The 17,087-nt window shown below is 63.5% G+C and carries 16 protein-coding genes; 7 read left to right on the forward strand and 9 right to left on the reverse strand.

From position 1 onward, the window contains the following. Nucleotides 1-35: 35 nt before the first annotated feature. Both Q6A48_RS20360 and Q6A48_RS20365 read left to right on the forward strand, forming a co-directional pair. Nucleotides 36-1,406: a transporter substrate-binding domain-containing protein gene (locus tag Q6A48_RS20360; RefSeq protein ID WP_304556033.1), complete on the forward strand. Its 1,371-nt coding sequence runs from the start codon at nucleotides 36-38 to the stop codon at nucleotides 1,404-1,406. Nucleotides 1,407-1,592: 186 nt separating this feature from the next. Further along, the gene (locus Q6A48_RS20365; protein WP_304556034.1) at nucleotides 1,593-1,880 is read left to right on the forward strand and encodes a DUF3509 domain-containing protein; all 288 of its coding nucleotides are present in this window, start codon (nucleotides 1,593-1,595) and stop codon (nucleotides 1,878-1,880) included. Between the two features lie 267 nt (nucleotides 1,881-2,147). Here the strand turns inward: Q6A48_RS20365 and Q6A48_RS20370 are convergent, their stop codons facing one another. Continuing rightward, entirely contained in the window at nucleotides 2,148-3,347 is a 1,200-nt protein-coding gene (locus Q6A48_RS20370) for a CaiB/BaiF CoA transferase family protein (protein WP_304556035.1), read from the reverse strand. Nucleotides 3,348-3,494: 147 nt separating this feature from the next. Between Q6A48_RS20370 and Q6A48_RS20375 the strand changes: the two genes are divergently transcribed. From Q6A48_RS20375 to Q6A48_RS20385, 3 genes are all read left to right on the forward strand, one after another. Beyond that, nucleotides 3,495-4,037, forward strand: a complete 543-nt coding sequence (locus Q6A48_RS20375) for a YaeQ family protein (protein ID WP_304556036.1) — start codon at nucleotides 3,495-3,497, stop codon at nucleotides 4,035-4,037. 170 nt (nucleotides 4,038-4,207) lie between these two features. Further along, entirely contained in the window at nucleotides 4,208-5,917 is a 1,710-nt protein-coding gene (gene recJ / locus Q6A48_RS20380; protein WP_304556037.1) for a single-stranded-DNA-specific exonuclease RecJ, read from the forward strand. A gap of 393 nt (nucleotides 5,918-6,310) precedes the next feature. Further along, nucleotides 6,311-7,417, forward strand: a complete 1,107-nt coding sequence (locus Q6A48_RS20385; protein WP_304556038.1) for an NADH:flavin oxidoreductase/NADH oxidase — start codon at nucleotides 6,311-6,313, stop codon at nucleotides 7,415-7,417. A gap of 159 nt (nucleotides 7,418-7,576) precedes the next feature. Here the strand turns inward: Q6A48_RS20385 and Q6A48_RS20390 are convergent, their stop codons facing one another. Continuing rightward, nucleotides 7,577-9,205 carry a glucan biosynthesis protein D gene (locus Q6A48_RS20390; protein WP_304556039.1) on the reverse strand — a complete coding sequence of 543 codons (1,629 nt, stop codon included), beginning with the start codon at nucleotides 9,203-9,205 and terminating at the stop codon, nucleotides 7,577-7,579. Nucleotides 9,206-9,569: 364 nt separating this feature from the next. On the opposite strand from Q6A48_RS20390, the gene Q6A48_RS20395 reads away from it, so the two are divergent. Further along, on the forward strand, nucleotides 9,570-9,755 hold the full coding sequence (locus Q6A48_RS20395; RefSeq protein WP_304556040.1) for a hypothetical protein: 186 nt from the start codon (nucleotides 9,570-9,572) through the stop codon (nucleotides 9,753-9,755). Nucleotides 9,756-9,772: 17 nt separating this feature from the next. On the opposite strand, the gene Q6A48_RS20400 is transcribed toward Q6A48_RS20395, so the two are convergent. The 7 genes from Q6A48_RS20400 to ydcS all read right to left on the reverse strand — a co-directional run bounded on the left by Q6A48_RS20400 (nucleotide 9,773) and on the right by ydcS (nucleotide 16,181). Further along, nucleotides 9,773-10,072 carry a type II toxin-antitoxin system RelE/ParE family toxin gene (locus Q6A48_RS20400; protein ID WP_304556041.1) on the reverse strand — a complete coding sequence of 100 codons (300 nt, stop codon included), beginning with the start codon at nucleotides 10,070-10,072 and terminating at the stop codon, nucleotides 9,773-9,775. Beyond that, nucleotides 10,035-10,298 (reverse strand): CopG family ribbon-helix-helix protein, encoded by a 264-nt coding sequence (locus Q6A48_RS20405; RefSeq protein ID WP_304556042.1) that lies wholly within the window; start codon nucleotides 10,296-10,298, stop codon nucleotides 10,035-10,037. The genes Q6A48_RS20400 and Q6A48_RS20405 overlap by 38 nt, the downstream gene beginning before the upstream one ends. A gap of 146 nt (nucleotides 10,299-10,444) precedes the next feature. Continuing rightward, on the reverse strand, nucleotides 10,445-11,869 hold the full coding sequence (locus Q6A48_RS20410; RefSeq protein ID WP_304556043.1) for a gamma-aminobutyraldehyde dehydrogenase: 1,425 nt from the start codon (nucleotides 11,867-11,869) through the stop codon (nucleotides 10,445-10,447). 165 nt (nucleotides 11,870-12,034) lie between these two features. Further along, nucleotides 12,035-12,853 carry an ABC transporter permease gene (locus tag Q6A48_RS20415; RefSeq protein WP_304556044.1) on the reverse strand — a complete coding sequence of 273 codons (819 nt, stop codon included), beginning with the start codon at nucleotides 12,851-12,853 and terminating at the stop codon, nucleotides 12,035-12,037. Next, nucleotides 12,843-13,787, reverse strand: a complete 945-nt coding sequence (locus Q6A48_RS20420; protein WP_304556045.1) for an ABC transporter permease — start codon at nucleotides 13,785-13,787, stop codon at nucleotides 12,843-12,845. The genes Q6A48_RS20415 and Q6A48_RS20420 overlap by 11 nt, the downstream gene beginning before the upstream one ends. A 1-nt stretch (nucleotide 13,788) precedes the next feature. Further along, nucleotides 13,789-14,826 carry an ABC transporter ATP-binding protein gene (locus Q6A48_RS20425; protein ID WP_304556046.1) on the reverse strand — a complete coding sequence of 346 codons (1,038 nt, stop codon included), beginning with the start codon at nucleotides 14,824-14,826 and terminating at the stop codon, nucleotides 13,789-13,791. A 203-nt stretch (nucleotides 14,827-15,029) separates the two neighbouring features. Next, nucleotides 15,030-16,181 (reverse strand): putative ABC transporter substrate-binding protein YdcS, encoded by a 1,152-nt coding sequence (gene ydcS / locus Q6A48_RS20430; RefSeq protein ID WP_304556047.1) that lies wholly within the window; start codon nucleotides 16,179-16,181, stop codon nucleotides 15,030-15,032. A gap of 182 nt (nucleotides 16,182-16,363) precedes the next feature. On the opposite strand from ydcS, the gene Q6A48_RS20435 reads away from it, so the two are divergent. After that, nucleotides 16,364-17,074 carry a tellurite resistance TerB family protein gene (locus Q6A48_RS20435; RefSeq protein ID WP_304556048.1) on the forward strand — a complete coding sequence of 237 codons (711 nt, stop codon included), beginning with the start codon at nucleotides 16,364-16,366 and terminating at the stop codon, nucleotides 17,072-17,074. Nucleotides 17,075-17,087: the final 13 nt, after the last annotated feature.

Raw genomic sequence — 17,087 nt, forward strand, 5'->3', positions numbered from 1 at the left:
GGAGGGACGAGCGATTCATCTCGAAGGAAGTGCAGATGTTGTTTTTTATCAAATCCAAACCCATGCGCGGCTGGGTGGCGGGCCTGGCGTTGGCGTACTGGGCCCCGTGGGGCGGGGCGGCACCGTTGGCCACTGTCGAAGCGCCACCGTTCAATCCTGGCGAACGGCTGGTGCTGGACGCCAGCGAGTTGAAGTGGATCAGGGAAAACCCGCGGGTCGTGGTGGCCTCGATGCAGTTTCCGCTGTACCTGTTCAAGAATGAACTGGGGCAATGGGACGGTTTGAACCACGACATTCTCCAGCGCATTGCGCTGATGACCGGCCTGGAGTTCGTGCACCGGGAATCGTTTTCCCCGGGCCAGTTGCTGACCATGCTGGAGAACGGCGAGGCGGACATGACCGCCAACCTGGCGATGAACGAAGAGCGCCGGGACTTTCTCCATTTCAGCCATGCATTTGGCGGTTTTGGCTGGGTATTGGTCGGCCGCGCCGGGGAGACGGTTCTCCACTCCCTGGAACAGCTCGAGGGCAAGGTCCTGGCGCTGCCGGCCCGGCATGCCCTGGAGGCGGAGATACGGCGCGACTACCCGACGATCCAGCTGCGCACGGTCAAGACCTATGGGGAGGCGCGTGCGCTGGTGGAAAGCCGGGAAGCCTTCGCCACCATCGAGAATGAAACCAGCGTGCATCTCTATCCGGCTGGGCAGTTGCAGGTCGGCGCCAGCCTTGAGGGGCGGTGGGAACCGGACTACCTGGCGGTGCGCCAGGACCTCACCCCCTTGCTGGGTATCCTGAACAAGGCGCTGGAAGTGTTTCCGGCCGAGGACATGCGCGCGCTGCGGGCCAAGTGGCTGGCGGGCACGGTCCCCGGCCCGGCGCCCTCGCTGTGGCAGCGGGTGTCGGCCTGGGGTTATTGGTGCGTGATCGCGGTCGCGCTGTTCGGCCTGCTGTCGGTGCTGTGGAATCGCCGCCTGCAGATCCAGATCGACCAGCGCCTCAAGGCCGAGGCGGTGCTCAAGGACCAGTTGATGCTGCAACGGGCGTTGATGGACGCGATCCCCGATCCGGTGTTCATCCGTGACCTGGAGGGGCGCCTGATCATGTGCAACAAGAGTTACGAGGACCTGTTGGCGACGCGTTTCGAAAAGCTGCGGGGCACCCGGTTGACGGATGCCAGCGCTTTTCCCCGGGCCACCGCCGAGCTGCTGCATGACGAGATGATGGAACAGTTGCGCACCGGCCAATCTCGATTTGCCGACCGCCAACTGTCGTTCCATGGCGGCTTGCGGGACATCCACCACTGGTCGGTGCCGTTCTACGGGGCCGACGGGCAGTTGCGCGGTCTCCTGGGCGGCTGGCGCGATACGGGGCGCCGCGGGTGTCGCACCGACGGCTTGCCGGCCTGATCCGGGGGGGGCGGCGATGGGCCGGCCGCCGAAAACGGCTGTGGTGTGCCTGTCACATTGCACGCGCATGCTCGGTGGAACGAGGCCTCATTGTGTCGCCTCGCTGCGCTGGCGAACTTTCTGTTGCGGCCCACGGTCATTTACAGGGTACACGCAGTTGTTTTCGGACTATTGAAGGGTGAGCGAATGGAAAGTATCAGCCTATTGCTGGGTGAGGCTTTGAGCCCGTATCAGGTCTCGCTGACTCCCTCCGGCGCCAAGGGCGAATGCCTGGTGACGCTGAAGAATGCCTCCGGGGCCATTGTGGTCGAACGAGTGTTCAACCAAGCCCAATTGACCGACAAGCGTCAACTGACGGACGTGGTCGATGGCCTGCATCGCGATGTATTGATTGCCGAAGGGCGGCTGGAGCCCTGTGTGATAGCGGCGCTGCGTAATCTGGCGGGCGACAAGGTCATGGCCGCCCCGAATTGACCTGAGTTTGTGGGAACCTTCCTACGCTTTGGTGAGTCAGATCTTTTACCAACAAGAGCAAGCATTGTGCTCCGGTGCTTGTCGCTTGTTGTACGAACCTGAATGGTTACGTTTAACCCCGAGTTGTCTCCCCACTGCTCGGGGTTTCTTTTTGCCTGTCGTTCCAGGGCCTGGCGTGCGCGGCCCATGAGCCCCGCCGAACCGTCATGGGGATGAGCCTGTGTGGGAGCGAGCCTCGGTGGACGGCAGGTTCGGGTTCGCCGCCGGTCAAACGGCGCCGTCGCTGCGCAATTGGGCGACCTGCTGCGCGTCGTAGCCCAGCGCGGCGAGCACTTGCGCGGTGTGTTCCCCCAGTGCCGGCCCGACCCATTCGCAGGTGCCTGGCGTGTCCGAGAGTTTCGGGACGATGCCGGGCATCTTGAACGCCTTGCCGTCCGGCAACCTGGCCTGCAGGAACATCTCCCGGGCGAGGAATTGCGGGTCGCTGAACATATCCTCGGCGCTGAAGATCCGGCTGGCGGGCACGCCGGCCTGGTTCAACTGTTCCATTACGGCGTCGAGCGACAATGCGTTGACCCAACGATCGATGACGCCGTACAGCTCGTCACGTCGGCTGTCACGGCCATCATTGCTGGCCAGTTGCGGATCGTCGGCCAGGTCGTTGCGGCCGATGGTCTGCATGAAACGCTTGAAGATCGCGTCGCCGTTGGCACCAATTTGCACGTGCTTGCCGTCGGCGCTGGTGTGGATGGACGATGGCGTGATGCCGGGCATGATGTTGCCGGTGCGCTCACGGATGAAACCGAACACGTCGAACTCCGGCACCATGCTTTCCATCATGGCGAAGATCGCCTCGTACAGCGCCACGTCCACCACCTGTCCGGTGCCGCCGTTGACCTCGCGGTGGCGCAGGGCCATGAGCGCGCCAATCACACCCCAGAGCGCGGCGATGGAGTCGCCGATGGAAATCCCTGTGCGCACCGGCGGACGGTCTTCGAACCCGGTGATGTAGCGCAGGCCGCCCATGGATTCGCCCACCGCGCCAAACCCCGGCTGGTCTTTCATCGGCCCGGTCTGGCCGAAGCCCGACAGCCGCACCATCACCAGTTTCGGGTTCAGCCCATGGAGGACGTCCCAACCCAGGCCGAGTTTCTCCAGCACGCCGGGCCGGAAGTTCTCGATCAGGATGTCGGCTTCGCCAATCAGTTTCTTCAGGATCTCCAGGCCTTGCGGGTGTTTCAGGTTCAAGGTCAGGGATTTCTTGTTGCGCGACTGGACGAACCACCACAGGGACGTGCCTTCATACAGTTTGCGCCACTTGCGCAGCGGATCGCCGCCATCCGGCGATTCGACCTTGATCACCTCGGCACCGAATTCAGCGCAGATACGCGAGGCGAAGGGCCCGGCGATCAGGGTGCCCAGTTCGATGACTTTGACGCCGGCAAGGGGTTTGGCAGTGAGCGACATGACGGATCCTGTAGGACAAGGCAGAACGAATAGAGCGTTTTATCACAGGCCAGGGTCGGTCGCCGCAGGTTGATGGTCGGCAATTCGTGGATTGCTTGCGTCATCGGTTAGACTTGCCGCCTTTCCTCGTATCAAGAAGCCCTGTTCATGGCCCAGCCGTCCACGACCTACAAGTTTGAACTGAACCTCACCGACCTCGACCGCAATGTCTACGAGAACGTGAAGCAGACCATCGCCCGCCATCCTTCGGAAACCGAGGAACGCATGACCGTGCGTCTGCTGGCTTACGCGCTCTGGTACAACGAGCTGCTGTCTTTTGGGCGTGGTCTGTCAGATGTCGATGAACCGGCGTTGTGGGAAAAAAGCCTGGATGACCGTGTGCTGCATTGGATCGAAGTCGGCCAGCCGGATGCCGATCGCCTGACCTGGTGCTCGCGCCGCACCGAGCGCACCAGCCTGCTGGCCTACGGCAGCTTGCGGGTCTGGGAAGGCAAGGTGATCCCGGCGATCAAGAACCTGAAGAACGTCAACATCGCCGCCGTGCCCCAGGAGGTGCTGGAAACCCTGGCCCGGGACATGCCCCGGGTGATCAAGTGGGACGTGATGATCAGCGAAGGCACGGTGTTCGTGACCGATGACCGCGGCCAGCATGAAGTCCAGTTGCAGTGGTTGCTGGGCGAGCGCGGCTGAGCCGTTGACCTGACAGGGTCGAACCATGGTGGGAGCGAGCCTGCTCGCGAAGGTGGTGTATCAGTCAACATATGGCTGCATGGCACTCAGCTTTCGCGAGCAGGCTCGCTGCCACAGAGAGCTGCCCTAGTTACAATTCCTACAATTTAAAGAGAAATACCCGTTACCCCATGCGCATAGAACCCCGCCAACTGCCCGACACCCTGCCATTTCTCGGTGACCTGCCGCCGCTGCTGACCCGGCTGTATGCCGCGCGTGGCGTGCAGTCCGAGGCCGAGCTGGACAAGAGCCTGGCGCGGCTGATTCCGTTCCAGCAGCTCAAGGGCATCGACGCAGCAGTGGACCTGTTGGTGGTGGCGCTGGAGCAGCGCCAGCGGATCCTGATCGTCGGCGACTTCGATGCCGATGGCGCGACGGCCAGCACCGTGGGCATGCTGGGGCTGCGCCTGCTCGGCGCGGCCCATGTCGATTACCTGGTGCCCAATCGCTTCGAGTACGGCTATGGCTTGACCCCGGAAATCGTCGAGGTCGCACTGGCTCGCCAGCCGCAGTTGCTGATCACCGTGGACAACGGGATCTCCAGCGTGGAAGGTGTGGCGGCGGCGAAGGCGGCGGGACTCAAGGTGCTGGTCACCGATCACCACTTGCCGGGCCCCGAACTGCCGGCGGCCGACGCCATCGTCAACCCGAACCAGCCGGGCTGTGATTTCCCGAGCAAGGCGTTGGCCGGGGTCGGGGTGATCTTCTACGTGTTGATGGCGCTGCGAGCCCGCCTGCGCAGCCTGGGCTGGTATGCCAGCACGCCGCAACCGAACATTGGCGAGCTGCTCGACCTGGTGGCCCTGGGCAGCGTTGCCGACGTGGTGCCCCTGGACGCCAACAACCGCATCCTGGTGCACCAGGGGCTGGAGCGGATTCGCGCGGGACGGGCGCGCCCGGGCATCAAGGCCATCCTGGAAGTGGCCAAGCGCGACCACTCGCGCATCACCTCCACGGACCTCGGGTTTATCCTCGGCCCGCGCTTGAACGCGGCGGGGCGCCTGGATGACATGAGCCTGGGCATTGAATGCCTGCTCACCGACGACCCGGCCCTGGCCCGGGAGATGGCCGCGCAACTGGATGGCATGAACCAGGACCGCAAATCCATCGAGCAGGGCATGCAGCGCGAAGCCCTGGCCCAGCTCAAGGAGCTGCCGGTGGATTCGATGCCGTTCGGCTTGTGCCTGTTCGACCCGCAGTGGCACCAAGGGGTCATCGGGATCCTCGCCTCGCGGATGAAGGAGCGCTATTTCCGTCCGACCATCGCCTTTGCCGACGCCGGCGACGGTCTGCTCAAGGGCTCGGGACGCTCGGTGCCGGGGTTTCATATTCGCGATGCACTGAGCGTGGTGGCGGCGCAGCATCCCACCCTGATCAGCAAGTACGGCGGCCACGCCATGGCGGCGGGGCTGACGTTGCCGGAAGCGAATTTTCCGCTGTTCGCCGAGGCATTCGACGCCGAGGTACGTAGGCAATTGCGTGATGAGGACCTGACCGGGCGGTTGTTGTCGGACGGTACGTTGGCGGTCGAGGAATTCCACCTGGAACTGGCCCGGGCGCTGCGCCATGCCGGGCCGTGGGGCCAGCATTTCCCCGAACCGATGTTCCACGGGGTGTTCCAGTTGGTCGAACAGCGGGTGGTGGGCGAGCGGCACTTGAAAGTGGTCCTCAAGAGCGAGTGCGGCTCGGTGAAGCTCGACGGCATCGCCTTTGGCATCGACCGCGAGATCTGGCCCAACCCCACCGTCCGTTGGGTCGAACTGGCCTACAAGCTCGACCTCAACGAGTTTCGCGGACAGGAAACGGTGCAACTGATGATTGCCCATATCGAGCCGCGATAGACACAAGCCGTTAGTTACTGTGGGAGTGTTTTCCAGTGGCGAGGGGATTTATCCCCGTTGGGCTGCGAAGCGTCCCTCGAGCTGGCACTGCATTTCGTCAGTCAATCAGCATTGGCTGGGTTTACGACTGCTTCGCAGCCGAGCGGGGATAAATCCCCTCGCCACAGCGATCGACCCGAGTAGGAGCAAGCGCCCTCTCCACACCGCCGGTTTTTAAGTTCTGAACCCTCCGTCCTTGCGGGTTGTCGACTAGGCTCTAAGCACTGGTTGATAGCCCTTGTGACGTCTTGTCGATTTTCTTTGCCCGCGGGGGCGGGTGTTGCACGTTTTGTCACTCGTCGACTGTTCAAACAGAACCCTGGAGCCTGCCCACTGATTCGAGAGAGGTGCCCCATGAGTCTGCTGCTGGAACCCTATACCCTTCGTCAATTGACCCTGCCCAATCGCATCGCGGTATCCCCGATGTGCCAGTATTCGAGCGTCGATGGCCTGGCCAACGACTGGCACCTGGTGCACCTCGGCAGTCGTGCCGTGGGTGGCGCCGGCCTGGTGTTCACCGAAGCCACCGCCGTCACCGCCGACGGCCGTATCACCGCCCAGGACCTGGGGCTGTGGAACGATGAACAGATCGAGCCGTTGCAACGCATCACCCGTTTCATCACCGCCCAGGGGGCCGTGCCGGGTATTCAATTGGCGCATGCCGGGCGCAAGGCCAGTACCTGGCGTCCCTGGCTGGGCAAGCATGGCAGCGTGAAGCCGGCGGACGGCGGCTGGGTCCCGGTCGGTCCGTCACCGATCGCCTTCGACCCGCAGCACACGCCGCCGGTCCAGTTGGACGAAGGGCAGATCGCCGAGCTGATCCAGGCGTTCGTGGCGTCGGCCAAGCGCGCTTTGATTGCCGGTTTCAAGGTGGTCGAGGTCCACGCCGCCCATGGTTACTTGCTGCATCAATTCCTCTCGCCGTTGAGCAATCAGCGCCGCGACCAATATGGCGGTTCGTTCGAGAACCGCATCCGGCTGGTGCTGCAAGTCACCGAGGCGGTCCGTGCCGTCTGGCCTGAGGAACTGCCGGTGTTCGTGCGTGTTTCGGCCACCGACTGGGTCGAGGACGGTTGGAACCCGGACGAGACCGTGGAGCTGGCGCGACGCTTCAGGGCGCTGGGGGTGGACCTGATCGATGTGTCCTCGGGGGGGACCGCCGCCAATGCCGAGATCCCCACCGGCCCCGGCTACCAGACGCGCTTTGCCGAACGGGTGCGCAAGGAGTCGGAAATCGCCACCGGTACGGTGGGCATGATCACCGAGCCGGCCCAGGCCGAGCACATCCTGCGGACCTGCCAGGCGGACATCATCTTCCTGGCCCGCGAATTGTTGCGTGATCCGTACTGGGCCTTGCACGCCGACGATGACCTGGGCGGACGCAAGGCAGTGTGGCCGGCGCAGTACCAGCGGGCGACCCACCGCGACCAGCCGATCCATGAGTCGGACCTGCGGGACTGAGTGGACGGTGATAGCAAAAGCCCCGGTTGATTGGCCGGGGCTTTTGCTTATCAGGTGTCGATCTCGCTGGCTGTTGCGGCCTTATCGCGAGCAGGCTCGCTCCCACAACGTTCACACCGACCCTGTGGGAGCGAGCCTGCTCGCGAAAGGGGGGCCCCGCTAGGCCGGGTACTTGCGCTTGTCCGGGGCCGGCGGGAAGTACTGGTACAACCAGGTCTCGCTCAAGGTCCGGTCCTTGGTGCGGATGAACAGGCGCATCTGCACCGGGTCCACGCGGTCGTCGGTCGGGTACCAGTCGAAGGTGATGCGGTAGCCCTTGATCGCATCCAGCACCAGCACGTTGAAGTCCTTCACCTCGCCGTGGGAGCAGGTCACCACCGGTTCGATGCCGGTGCCCGGCGGCAACTGGTCGAGGCCGCCGCCGCTGAAGTCCACGGCGAAGCGGCGGGCCCAGACGGTCGGGTAGTGTTCGCCGGGTGCCCAGCCTTCGATGAAGCCGCCCATGCCTGAACGGGTCGCATCGACATGGGCCAGGTCGGTGCTGACCGGGGGCAGGGCGCTCCAGTAGAGCTTGTAGCCGTAGTTCAGCGCATCGCCGGCGGCCACCGGTTTCTTCGGTGTCCAGAAGGCCACGATGTTGTCCAGGGTTTCACCGGTGGTGGGGATTTCCAACAGGTCGACGGAGCCCTCACCCCAGGCCGTCGTCGGTTCGACCCACAGGCTCGGGCGCTTGCTGTACCAGTCCACGGTGTCCTGGTAGCTGGCAAAGTCATGGTCGGTCTGCACCAGCCCGAAGCCTTTCGGGTTGTTGTCGGCAAAGGCGTTGAACTGCAGGGTGGCGGGGTTGTTCAGCGGGCGGCAGACCCACTCGCCGTTGCCGCGCCACATGGCCAGGCGGTCGGAGTCGTGGATTTGCGGGTGGATGGTGTCGCACATGCGCCGCTCGACGGTGCCGCAGCTGAACATGCTGGTCATCGGGGCGATGCCCAGTTGCTGGATGGCGGTACGGGCATTGATGTGCGCATCGACCTCCATCACCACCCGGGTCGGCTGGCAATCGATGTCGAAGCGATAGGCGCCGGTGGCGCTGGGGGAATCGAGCAGCGCGTAGACCACGAAACGGGTGCTGTTCTTCTCCGGGGTTTCGAACCAGAACTTGGTGAAGTCCGGAAACTCCTCGCGTTGCTTGGCGTAGGTGTCGATGGCCAGGCCACGGGCCGACAGCCCGTACTGGCCACTGGCGTCCACGGCGCGGAAGTAACTGGCCCCCAGGAACGACACGATGTCGTGCCGGCCCAGTTCCGGGGCCTTGAACACCCGGAAACCGGCGAACCCCAGGTCACCCGTCAGCTGTGAGGTGTTGACCGTGGTCTTCTCGTAGTTGAACAGCTCCGGGCGAAAATGCACTTCACGGGCCAGGCGGGTCGCCGGATCGACGCTGTACATGCGCACCGGCTGCTTGAAGCCCATGCCGACGTGGAAAAACTGCACGTCCAACTGGGCGCCCAACTGATTCCACAGCGAGTGGTTGGCGTCGTACTGGATCGCGTTGAACTGCAAGGGCGACATCTGCGCCAGGGTCGGTGGCAAGACTTGCTTGGTGTCGACGTAGGGGCTGGCGGCCAGTTTGCGGGCCTGGTCTTTCAGTGCATTGAAGTCGAAGGGGCGGGCCTCGCCGTCGGCGGTCTGATCAGCGGCCCAGGCGCGTGCGGCCATGAGCCCGGAGGCTGACAACCCGGTGTAGGCGGCAAAGGCCATCGAGGCCTTGAGCAGATTCCTGCGGTGCATAAATACAACCTTTCTCGAAAACAATCCCATGCCCATCCTGGCAACGGAAACTGATGAAGGAGTTCGGACATGCCTTTGGCCAAACGCGACGAACGTTAGAACAGATGCCTGAGAGCTGGATCGGTTCACCGAGGCGCAAAATCATAGGGGATGAGCGGGGGCGGGGAGAACGGAAAGCGGGGACAAGTCAAAATTTCTTACAGTTATTTCTTTTTTTATGAGGATTGCGGCATTTTTTGACTAATTACTCTAAAACTCCCTTCTCCCGGCTGGAAACCTCCCTATTCTCTAGCATGACAGGCGATCCAAGCCGGGATGCAACGCGCTATCAGGTTAAATTCGACGTAAAGAAGGACACACGCTCATGACGAAAATACAGGGCATCGCTGAAATACTGGGGATCTTTCCAAACCTGACCCATGGGCGCAGGTCGCGGCGCTTGAGCCTGGAAGAACTGAAGCTGGTGGAGCGCTACCGGGAACTGTCGGAAAACGACCGGATCGCCATGCGCTACCTGGTGGATGCGATGCGCAGTGTTTCGAGGTTTTGAAAGAGGACGGGCCGGTGTCATTCCGGCGACCAGTCCTGGGGGCGCTCGGTGCGTTGGTGCAATATCCGCAGGATCTGCAATTGCCCACGCACCTGGCGGTAGGGAGCAACGAACGGGTAGCGAGTCAGTACCAGCTCCCGGATATCGGGCGCGACCGAGGGACGGCCCGAACCCGGGAAACGCTGCAATTGTCCCAAGGTCTCCAGGATCGCGAGGATGACAGCATCAGCGCCGTCCACCCCGAGGGCGCCTTGGTAGTGTTCGTGAATCGAGTCGAGGTCACTCTGTGCTTTGTCGGTCAGTACGATGCTCGGCACGCTTTGCCCACTTAGCCTTCACGGCGTCCAGGTCGGTCAGGTTTCCAGCATCGGCATCTGCGACGCCTTCGCTGATGGCTTGCAGATGCCAGGATTCGGCTTCCACATATCGGACCAATGCACGCTTGAGGTGATATTGACGGTCGCGGTCGGTGGCGGCGGCCAACAAATCCAGCTGTTGGGCCAGACCTTCTTCCACGCGAAAGGATAAAACAGGCGAGGCCATGGCTGATCTCCTGGGGTGTATACGTTGTAGACACCCTAGGTTCTGCCAAGGCTTCCGTCAACCGGCGAGCGTGCACGGATCGACGAAAACCTTAGCAGGCCCCCGGCCCGCCAGCCGTGGGCATGTGTTGCCAACGTTGTCTCGTTTCAATGCTTGAACATCACATGCCGCACCACCGTGTAATCCTCCAGCCCGTACATGGACATGTCCTTGCCGTAGCCGGAACGTTTCTGACCGCCGTGGGGCATTTCGCTGACGAGCATGAAGTGGGTGTTGACCCAGGTGCAGCCGTATTGCAGGCGTGCCGCCAGGCGATGGGCGCGGCCGATGTCGGCGGTCCACACCGAGGACGCCAGGCCGTAGTCCGAATCGTTGGCCCAGGCCAGCACCTGGGCTTCGTCGAGGAACGGCGTGACCGACACCACCGGCCCGAAGACCTCCCGACGGACGATTTCGTCATCCTGCTGGGCGTCGGCGAGCACGGTCGGTTCGAAGAAGAAACCGTTGCCGTCCACGGCCTTGCCGCCGGTGACCAGGCGAATGTGCGGCTGGGCGATGGCGCGTTCGACGAATCCGGCCACGCGGTCGCGGTGCTGGGCGGTGATCAACGGGCCCATCTCGGTGTCGGCGGCGGTTTGCAGGCCGTACTTGATGCTGCTGACCGCCGCGCCGAGTTTTTCCACGAAGGTGTCGTAGATGCCTTGCTGGGCATAGATGCGGCAGGCGGCGGTGCAATCCTGGCCGGCATTGTAGAAGCCGAAGGTGCGGATGCCTTCCACGGCGGCATCGATGTCGGCGTCGTCGAAGATGATCACCGGGGCCTTGCCGCCCAGTTCCATGTGGGTGCGCTTGACGCTGTCGGCGGTGCTGGAAATGATGTTCGAGCCGGTGGCGATGGAGCCGGTCAGCGAGACCATGCGCACTTTCGGGTGGGTCACCAGGGGTTGGCCAACGGTCTGCCCGCGACCGAACACCACATTGAGTACGCCGGCCGGGAATATTCCCGACGCCAGTTCCGCCAGGCGCAACGCCGTCAGCGGGGTCTGTTCCGACGGCTTGAGCACCACCGTATTGCCGGCGGCCAGGGCCGGGGCGATTTTCCAGGCGACCATCATCAGCGGGTAGTTCCACGGTGCGATGGAGGCGACGACGCCCACCGGGTCGCGGCGGATCATTGAAGTGTGTCCCGGCAGGTATTCGCCGCCCGCCGAGCCGTTCATGCAACGGCTGGCGCCGGCGAAGAAGCGGAACACGTCGGCGATCGCCGGGATCTCGTCGTTCAGCGCCGCGCTGAGGGGCTTGCCGCAGTTGTCCGACTCCAACTTGGCCAGCTCTTCGCCATGGGCCTCGATGGCATCGGCCAGTTTGAGCAGCAACAGGGAGCGGTCCTTGGGGGCCACCTGCGACCAACTGTCGAACGCCCCGTCGGCGGCGCGCACGGCGGCATCCACCTGGGCTTCGCTGGCCTCGTTGATTTCCACCAGCACCCGGCCCAGCGCAGGGTTGAACACGGCCTGGCCTGGCCCTTCGCCGTCCACCAGATGGCCGTTGATCAGTAGTTTGGTTTGCATGGCATTGTCCTCATTGAAGCAGTTCTGTGTCTGCTGTAACCGATCCCTGTGGGAGCGAGCTTGCTCGCGATAGCGGTCATACAGTCGACATCGGTGTTGAATGTTTGTCAGTCATCGCGAGCAAGCTCGCTCCCACAAAAAGCTCTTTTTACCGTGGGAAAGGGGTTATTTCCCACCGCTCCCCGCCACGCTTTCACCGCCCCGGGTCAGGTAATAGGCGCCCAGTATCGGCAGCATGGTCGCCAGCATCACCAGCATCGCCACGACGTTGGTCACCGGCACGTCGCGGGGCCGGCTGAGTTGGTTGAGCAGCCACAGTGGCAACGTGCGTTCGTGGCCGGCGGTGAAGGTGGTGACGATAATTTCGTCGAATGACAGCGCAAACGCCAGCATCCCGCCGGCCAGCAACGCCGAACCCAGGTTGGGCAGGATGATGTAGCGAAACGTCTGCCAGCCGTCGGCCCCCAGGTCCATCGATGCCTCGATCAGGCTGTGGGAAGTGCGGCGCAGGCGGGCGATGACATTGTTATAGACGATCACCACGCAGAAGGTCCCGTGGCCGACGACGATGGTGAACATTCCCGGCTCGATCCCCAGGGCCTTGAACGTCGCCAGCAGCGCGATGCCGGTGATGATCCCGGGCAGGGCGATCGGCAGGATCAGCATCAATGAAATGGCCTGCTTGCCGAAGAAATCACGCCGGTACAGCGCCGCCGAGGCCAGGGTGCCGAGCACCAGGGCGATCAGCGTGGCGATGGCCGCGACCTGCAAGGACAGCTTGATCGCCTCCAGCACGTCCGGGCGCGCGAAGGCGACGCCGAACCATTTCAGGGTCAGGCCCTTGGGCGGGAAGCTGAACGCCGCGTCTTCGGTGTTGAACGCGTAGAGGAAGATGATCAGGATCGGAAAGTGCAGGAACACCAGCCCGCCCCATGCCGCCAGGCGCAGGCCCCAGGAGGCGCGGGACAATGAGTCAGAGTGCATCGAAAGCCCCCAGGCGCTTGACGATGGACAGGTACACCGCGATCAGCACGATGGGCACCAACGTGAACGCCGCCGCCATGGGCATGTTGCCGATGGCGCCTTGCTGGGCGTAGACCATGCCGCCGACGAAATAACCCGGCGGGCCCACCAGTTGCGGCACGATGAAATCCCCCAGGGTCAGGGAAAACGTGAAGATCGAGCCGGCGGCGATGCCCGGGATCGACAGCGGCAGAATCACGTGCATGAACGTCTGGCGCGGCTTGGCGCCCAAGTCCGCCGAGGCCTGCAGCAAGGACGGCGGCAGGCGCTCCAGGGAGGCCTGGATCGGCAGGATCATGAACGGCAGCCAGATGTAGACGAACACCAGGAAGCGCCCCAGGTGCGAGGTGGACAACGTGCTGCCCCCCACGCCGGGAATGCCCAGCACGAACTGCAGCAGTGGCCCCAGGCCCAGTTGCTGGATGAACCACTGGGCGACGCCGCCCTTGGCCAGCAGCAGCGTCCAGGCATAGGCCTTGACGATGTAGCTGGCCCACATCGGCAGCATCACCGCGATGTAGAAAAACGCCTTGGTCTTGCCGGTGGTGTAGCGCGCCATGTAGTAGGCGATCGGGAACGCGACGATGGCGCTGGCGATGGACACGACGATGGCCATGCTCAAGGTGCGCAGGATGATGTCGAAGTTCGAGGGCTGGAACAGGGCCGCGAAGTTCGCCAGGGTCAGGTCCGGCGTCACGGCCATGGTGAAGTCGTCGAAGGTGTAGAAGCCCTGCCACAGCAAGGTCAGCAGCGAGCCCAGGTAGATCGCGCCGAACCAGATCAGCGGCGGCACCAGCAGCATCGACAGGTACAGGTTGGGCCGTCGATACAACAGGTCGGAGAACCGTCGCAGGGAACCCGCGGCGGTCGTTGGGTGCAAGGCCGGCGTGTTCATTTCAGGCCTCGCCCGGAACGCTGTCATGCAGCGGGATCATCGCCTCCCGGGCCCAGCGCACGGCCAGTTGCTGGCCGGCCTGGTGACGGGTGCCCGAATCGTCCCACCGGGTGTTGGCCTGGCTGAGGCTCAGCAACTGGCCATTGGCGAGTTTCAACTCGTAGCGTGTGGCGCTGCCCTGGTACTGGATGTCATGCAGCAGGCCCTGGACCTCGATTTCATGCTCGGCCAACGGGCCTTCGGCAAAGCGCAGGTGCTCGGGACGGATCGAGAACGGCTGTGGATAACCGCTCAAGGCCTGGGCCAGCTCGCCACGGATCACGTTGGACGTGCCGACGAATTCGGCGACGAAGGTGGTCGCCGGTTTCATGTACAGGTTGCGCGGGGTGTCGACCTGTTCGATGCGCCCCTTGTTGAACACCGCCACGCGGTCGGACATCGACAGTGCTTCGGTCTGGTCATGGGTGACGAAGATGAAGGTGATGCCCAATTGGCGTTGCAATTTTTTCAGCTCGCCCTGCATCTGTTCCCGCAGTTTCAGGTCGAGGGCTCCCAGGGGCTCATCCAGCAGCAATACCCGCGGGCGATTGACCAGCGCGCGGGCCAGGGCCACGCGTTGGCGCTGGCCTCCGGAGAGCTGCACCGGCTTGCGCTGGCCGTAGCCGCCCAGGGCGACCATTTCCAGGGCTTCTTCGGCGCGCCTGACGCGTTCGGCCTTGGCGACGCCCTTGACCTTCAAGCCGTAGGCCACGTTGTCGCACACGTTCATGTGGGGGAACAGCGCGTAGTCCTGGAACACCGTATTGACGTCCCGCTGGTAAGGCGCGAGCCCCGTGGCTTCCTCGCCGTGGATGCGGATCGAGCCTTCGCTGGGCTGCTCGAACCCGGCGATCAGGCGCAGGCAAGTGGTCTTGCCCGAGCCGGAAGGCCCCAGCATGGAGAAGAATTCGCCGTCCTGGATCTCGATTGAAACCCGGTCAACGGCCTTCACCTCGCCGAACTGGCGGGAGACCTGGATGAATTGGACTGCAAGCGTCATGGTGGCTCCAAAAAAGCGCGACTGCCTTTGGGTCGTTAACGGATTTGCCCGGCACAGCTCCGTGGGTGCAACACTGTGGGAGCAAAGCTTGCTCGCGATACAGACGCCTCGGTTCCCCGAGGGACCGAATCATCTTCATCGCGGGCAAGCCTTGCTCCCACACAAGAGCGGTGCTCAGCTCCAGTTTTTTATCCGCGCAGGCCTTAGCGCCCACCCATGATCGCAATGTAATCCTGGGTCCAGCGACTGTAGGGCACGTACTTGCCGCCCTCGGCCTGTGGGGTTTTCCAGAAGGCGATCTTGTCGAACTGGTCGAAGCCGTTGGTCTTGCAGCCTTCGGCGCCCAGCAATTCGCTGCCCTGGCACGCCGCTGGCACCGCCGGCAGCGAGCCGAACCAGGCGGCCACGTCCCCCTGGACTTTCGGTTGCAGCGACCAGTCCATCCATTTGTACGCGCAGTTGGGGTGCTTGGCTTCGGCGTGGAGCATCGTCGTATCGGCCCAACCGGTGGCGCCTTCCTTGGGGATGGTCGAGGCGATCGGCTGTTTTTCGTTCACCAGGCCGTTGACCTGATACGGCCAGGCCCCGGACGCCACGACGCCCTCGTTCTTGAAGTCGCTCATCTGCACGGTGGTGTCGTGCCAGTAGCGATGGATCAACGGTTGCTGGGCCCGCAGCAATTGCAGCACTGCCTTGTATTGCGCCTCGTCGAGCTGGTACGGGTCCTTGATGCCCAGCTCAGGCCTGGCGGTCTTGAGGTAGAGCGCCGCGTCGGCGATGTAGATCGGCCCGTCGTAGGCCTGCACGCGGCCCTTGTTCGGCTTGCCGTCGGGCAGGTCCTGGGCGCTGAACAGCACGCCCCAGCTGGTCGGCGCCTGTTTGAACACCTCGGTGTTGTACATCAGCACGTTCGGGCCCCACTGGTACGGGGTGCCGTAGGTCTGCTGGTTGACCACGTACCACGGCGCGTCCTTGAGGCGCGGGTCGAGGTTCTTCCAGTTGGGGATCAGCGCCGTGTTGATCGGCTGCACCCGCTTGCCGGCGATCAGCCGCAGCGAGGCGTCACCCGAGGCGGTGACCAGGTCGTAGCCGCCCTTGCTCATCAGGCTGACCATTTCGTCGGAAGTCGCCGCGGTCTTGACGTTCACCTTGCAGCCGGTTTCCTTTTCGAAACCGCTTACCCAATCGTAGGCCTTGTCGCTTTCGCCGCGTTCGATGTAGCCCGGCCAGGCCACGATATCCAGCTGGCCTTCGCCAGCGCCAATCGCCTTGGGCAGCTCGGCGGCCTGCAGGCCGGCACCGGTCAGCAGCGCCGTGGTCATTGCACTGAGCAATACGGTCTTGTGCGCGTACATGGGAATCCCTCTTGCTTTAATTGTGGTCGGGCAGTGTCGGAACGGGGCGATACGCCATCGATGGCTTGTTATTAGCGTAGTCAGGCAACATCTGGAAGCAAACTTGCCGCGGCACAAGGGCACTTTCGATCTAGGCTGGGGGCCTTAATGATCCGGTTAACCCGAATGCGTGGAGGTGGCAGATGAACACCCGTGGATTGCTCGATCAACTTCTCAAGTCCGGCCAGGAACTGTTGCAGAACAAGGCCGGCGGCTCACACGACAAGGCCTCCGGCGGCTTGGGCGGCTTGCTCGGCGGTGCCGGGAACCTGGGGGGCATGCTCTCCGGCAAGGGGGGCGGGGCCCTGGCCGCCGGGGCCATGGGGCTGCTGCTGGGGAACAGGAAGGCCCGCCAGTTCGGCGGCAAGGCCCTGGCCTATGGCGGCCTGGCCGCGCTGGGCGTGATCGCCTACAAGGCCTATGGCAACTGGCAGGCCCAACAGGGCGCCGCCGCGAAAACCGAACCGCAGACCCTCGACCGCGTGCCCCCGGCACAGGTCGAGCAGCACAGCCAGGCGATTCTCAAGGCCCTGGTGGCGGCCGCCAAGGCCGACGGCCACGTGGACGAGCGTGAGCGCGAGCTGATCGAAGGCGAGTTCACCAAGCTCGACAACGACCAGGAACTGCAACACTGGCTGCACGCCGAACTCAACAAGCCCCTGGACCCCGCTGATGTCGCCCGCGCCGCGAACACCCCGGAAATCGCCGCCGAAATGTACATCGCCAGCGTGATGCTGGTGGACGAGGAAAACTTCATGGAGAAATCCTACCTCGATGAACTGGCGCGCCAGCTCAAGCTGGAACCGGGACTGAAGGCCGAACTGGAGAAGCAGGTCCGCCAGGCCGTGGCTTGAGTCTCCCAGGCCG

Origin of the sequence: Pseudomonas citrullilanati (assembly GCF_030580855.1) — a bacterium.
In the GTDB taxonomy this organism is placed as follows: Bacteria; Pseudomonadota; Gammaproteobacteria; order Pseudomonadales; family Pseudomonadaceae; genus Aquipseudomonas; species Aquipseudomonas citrulli.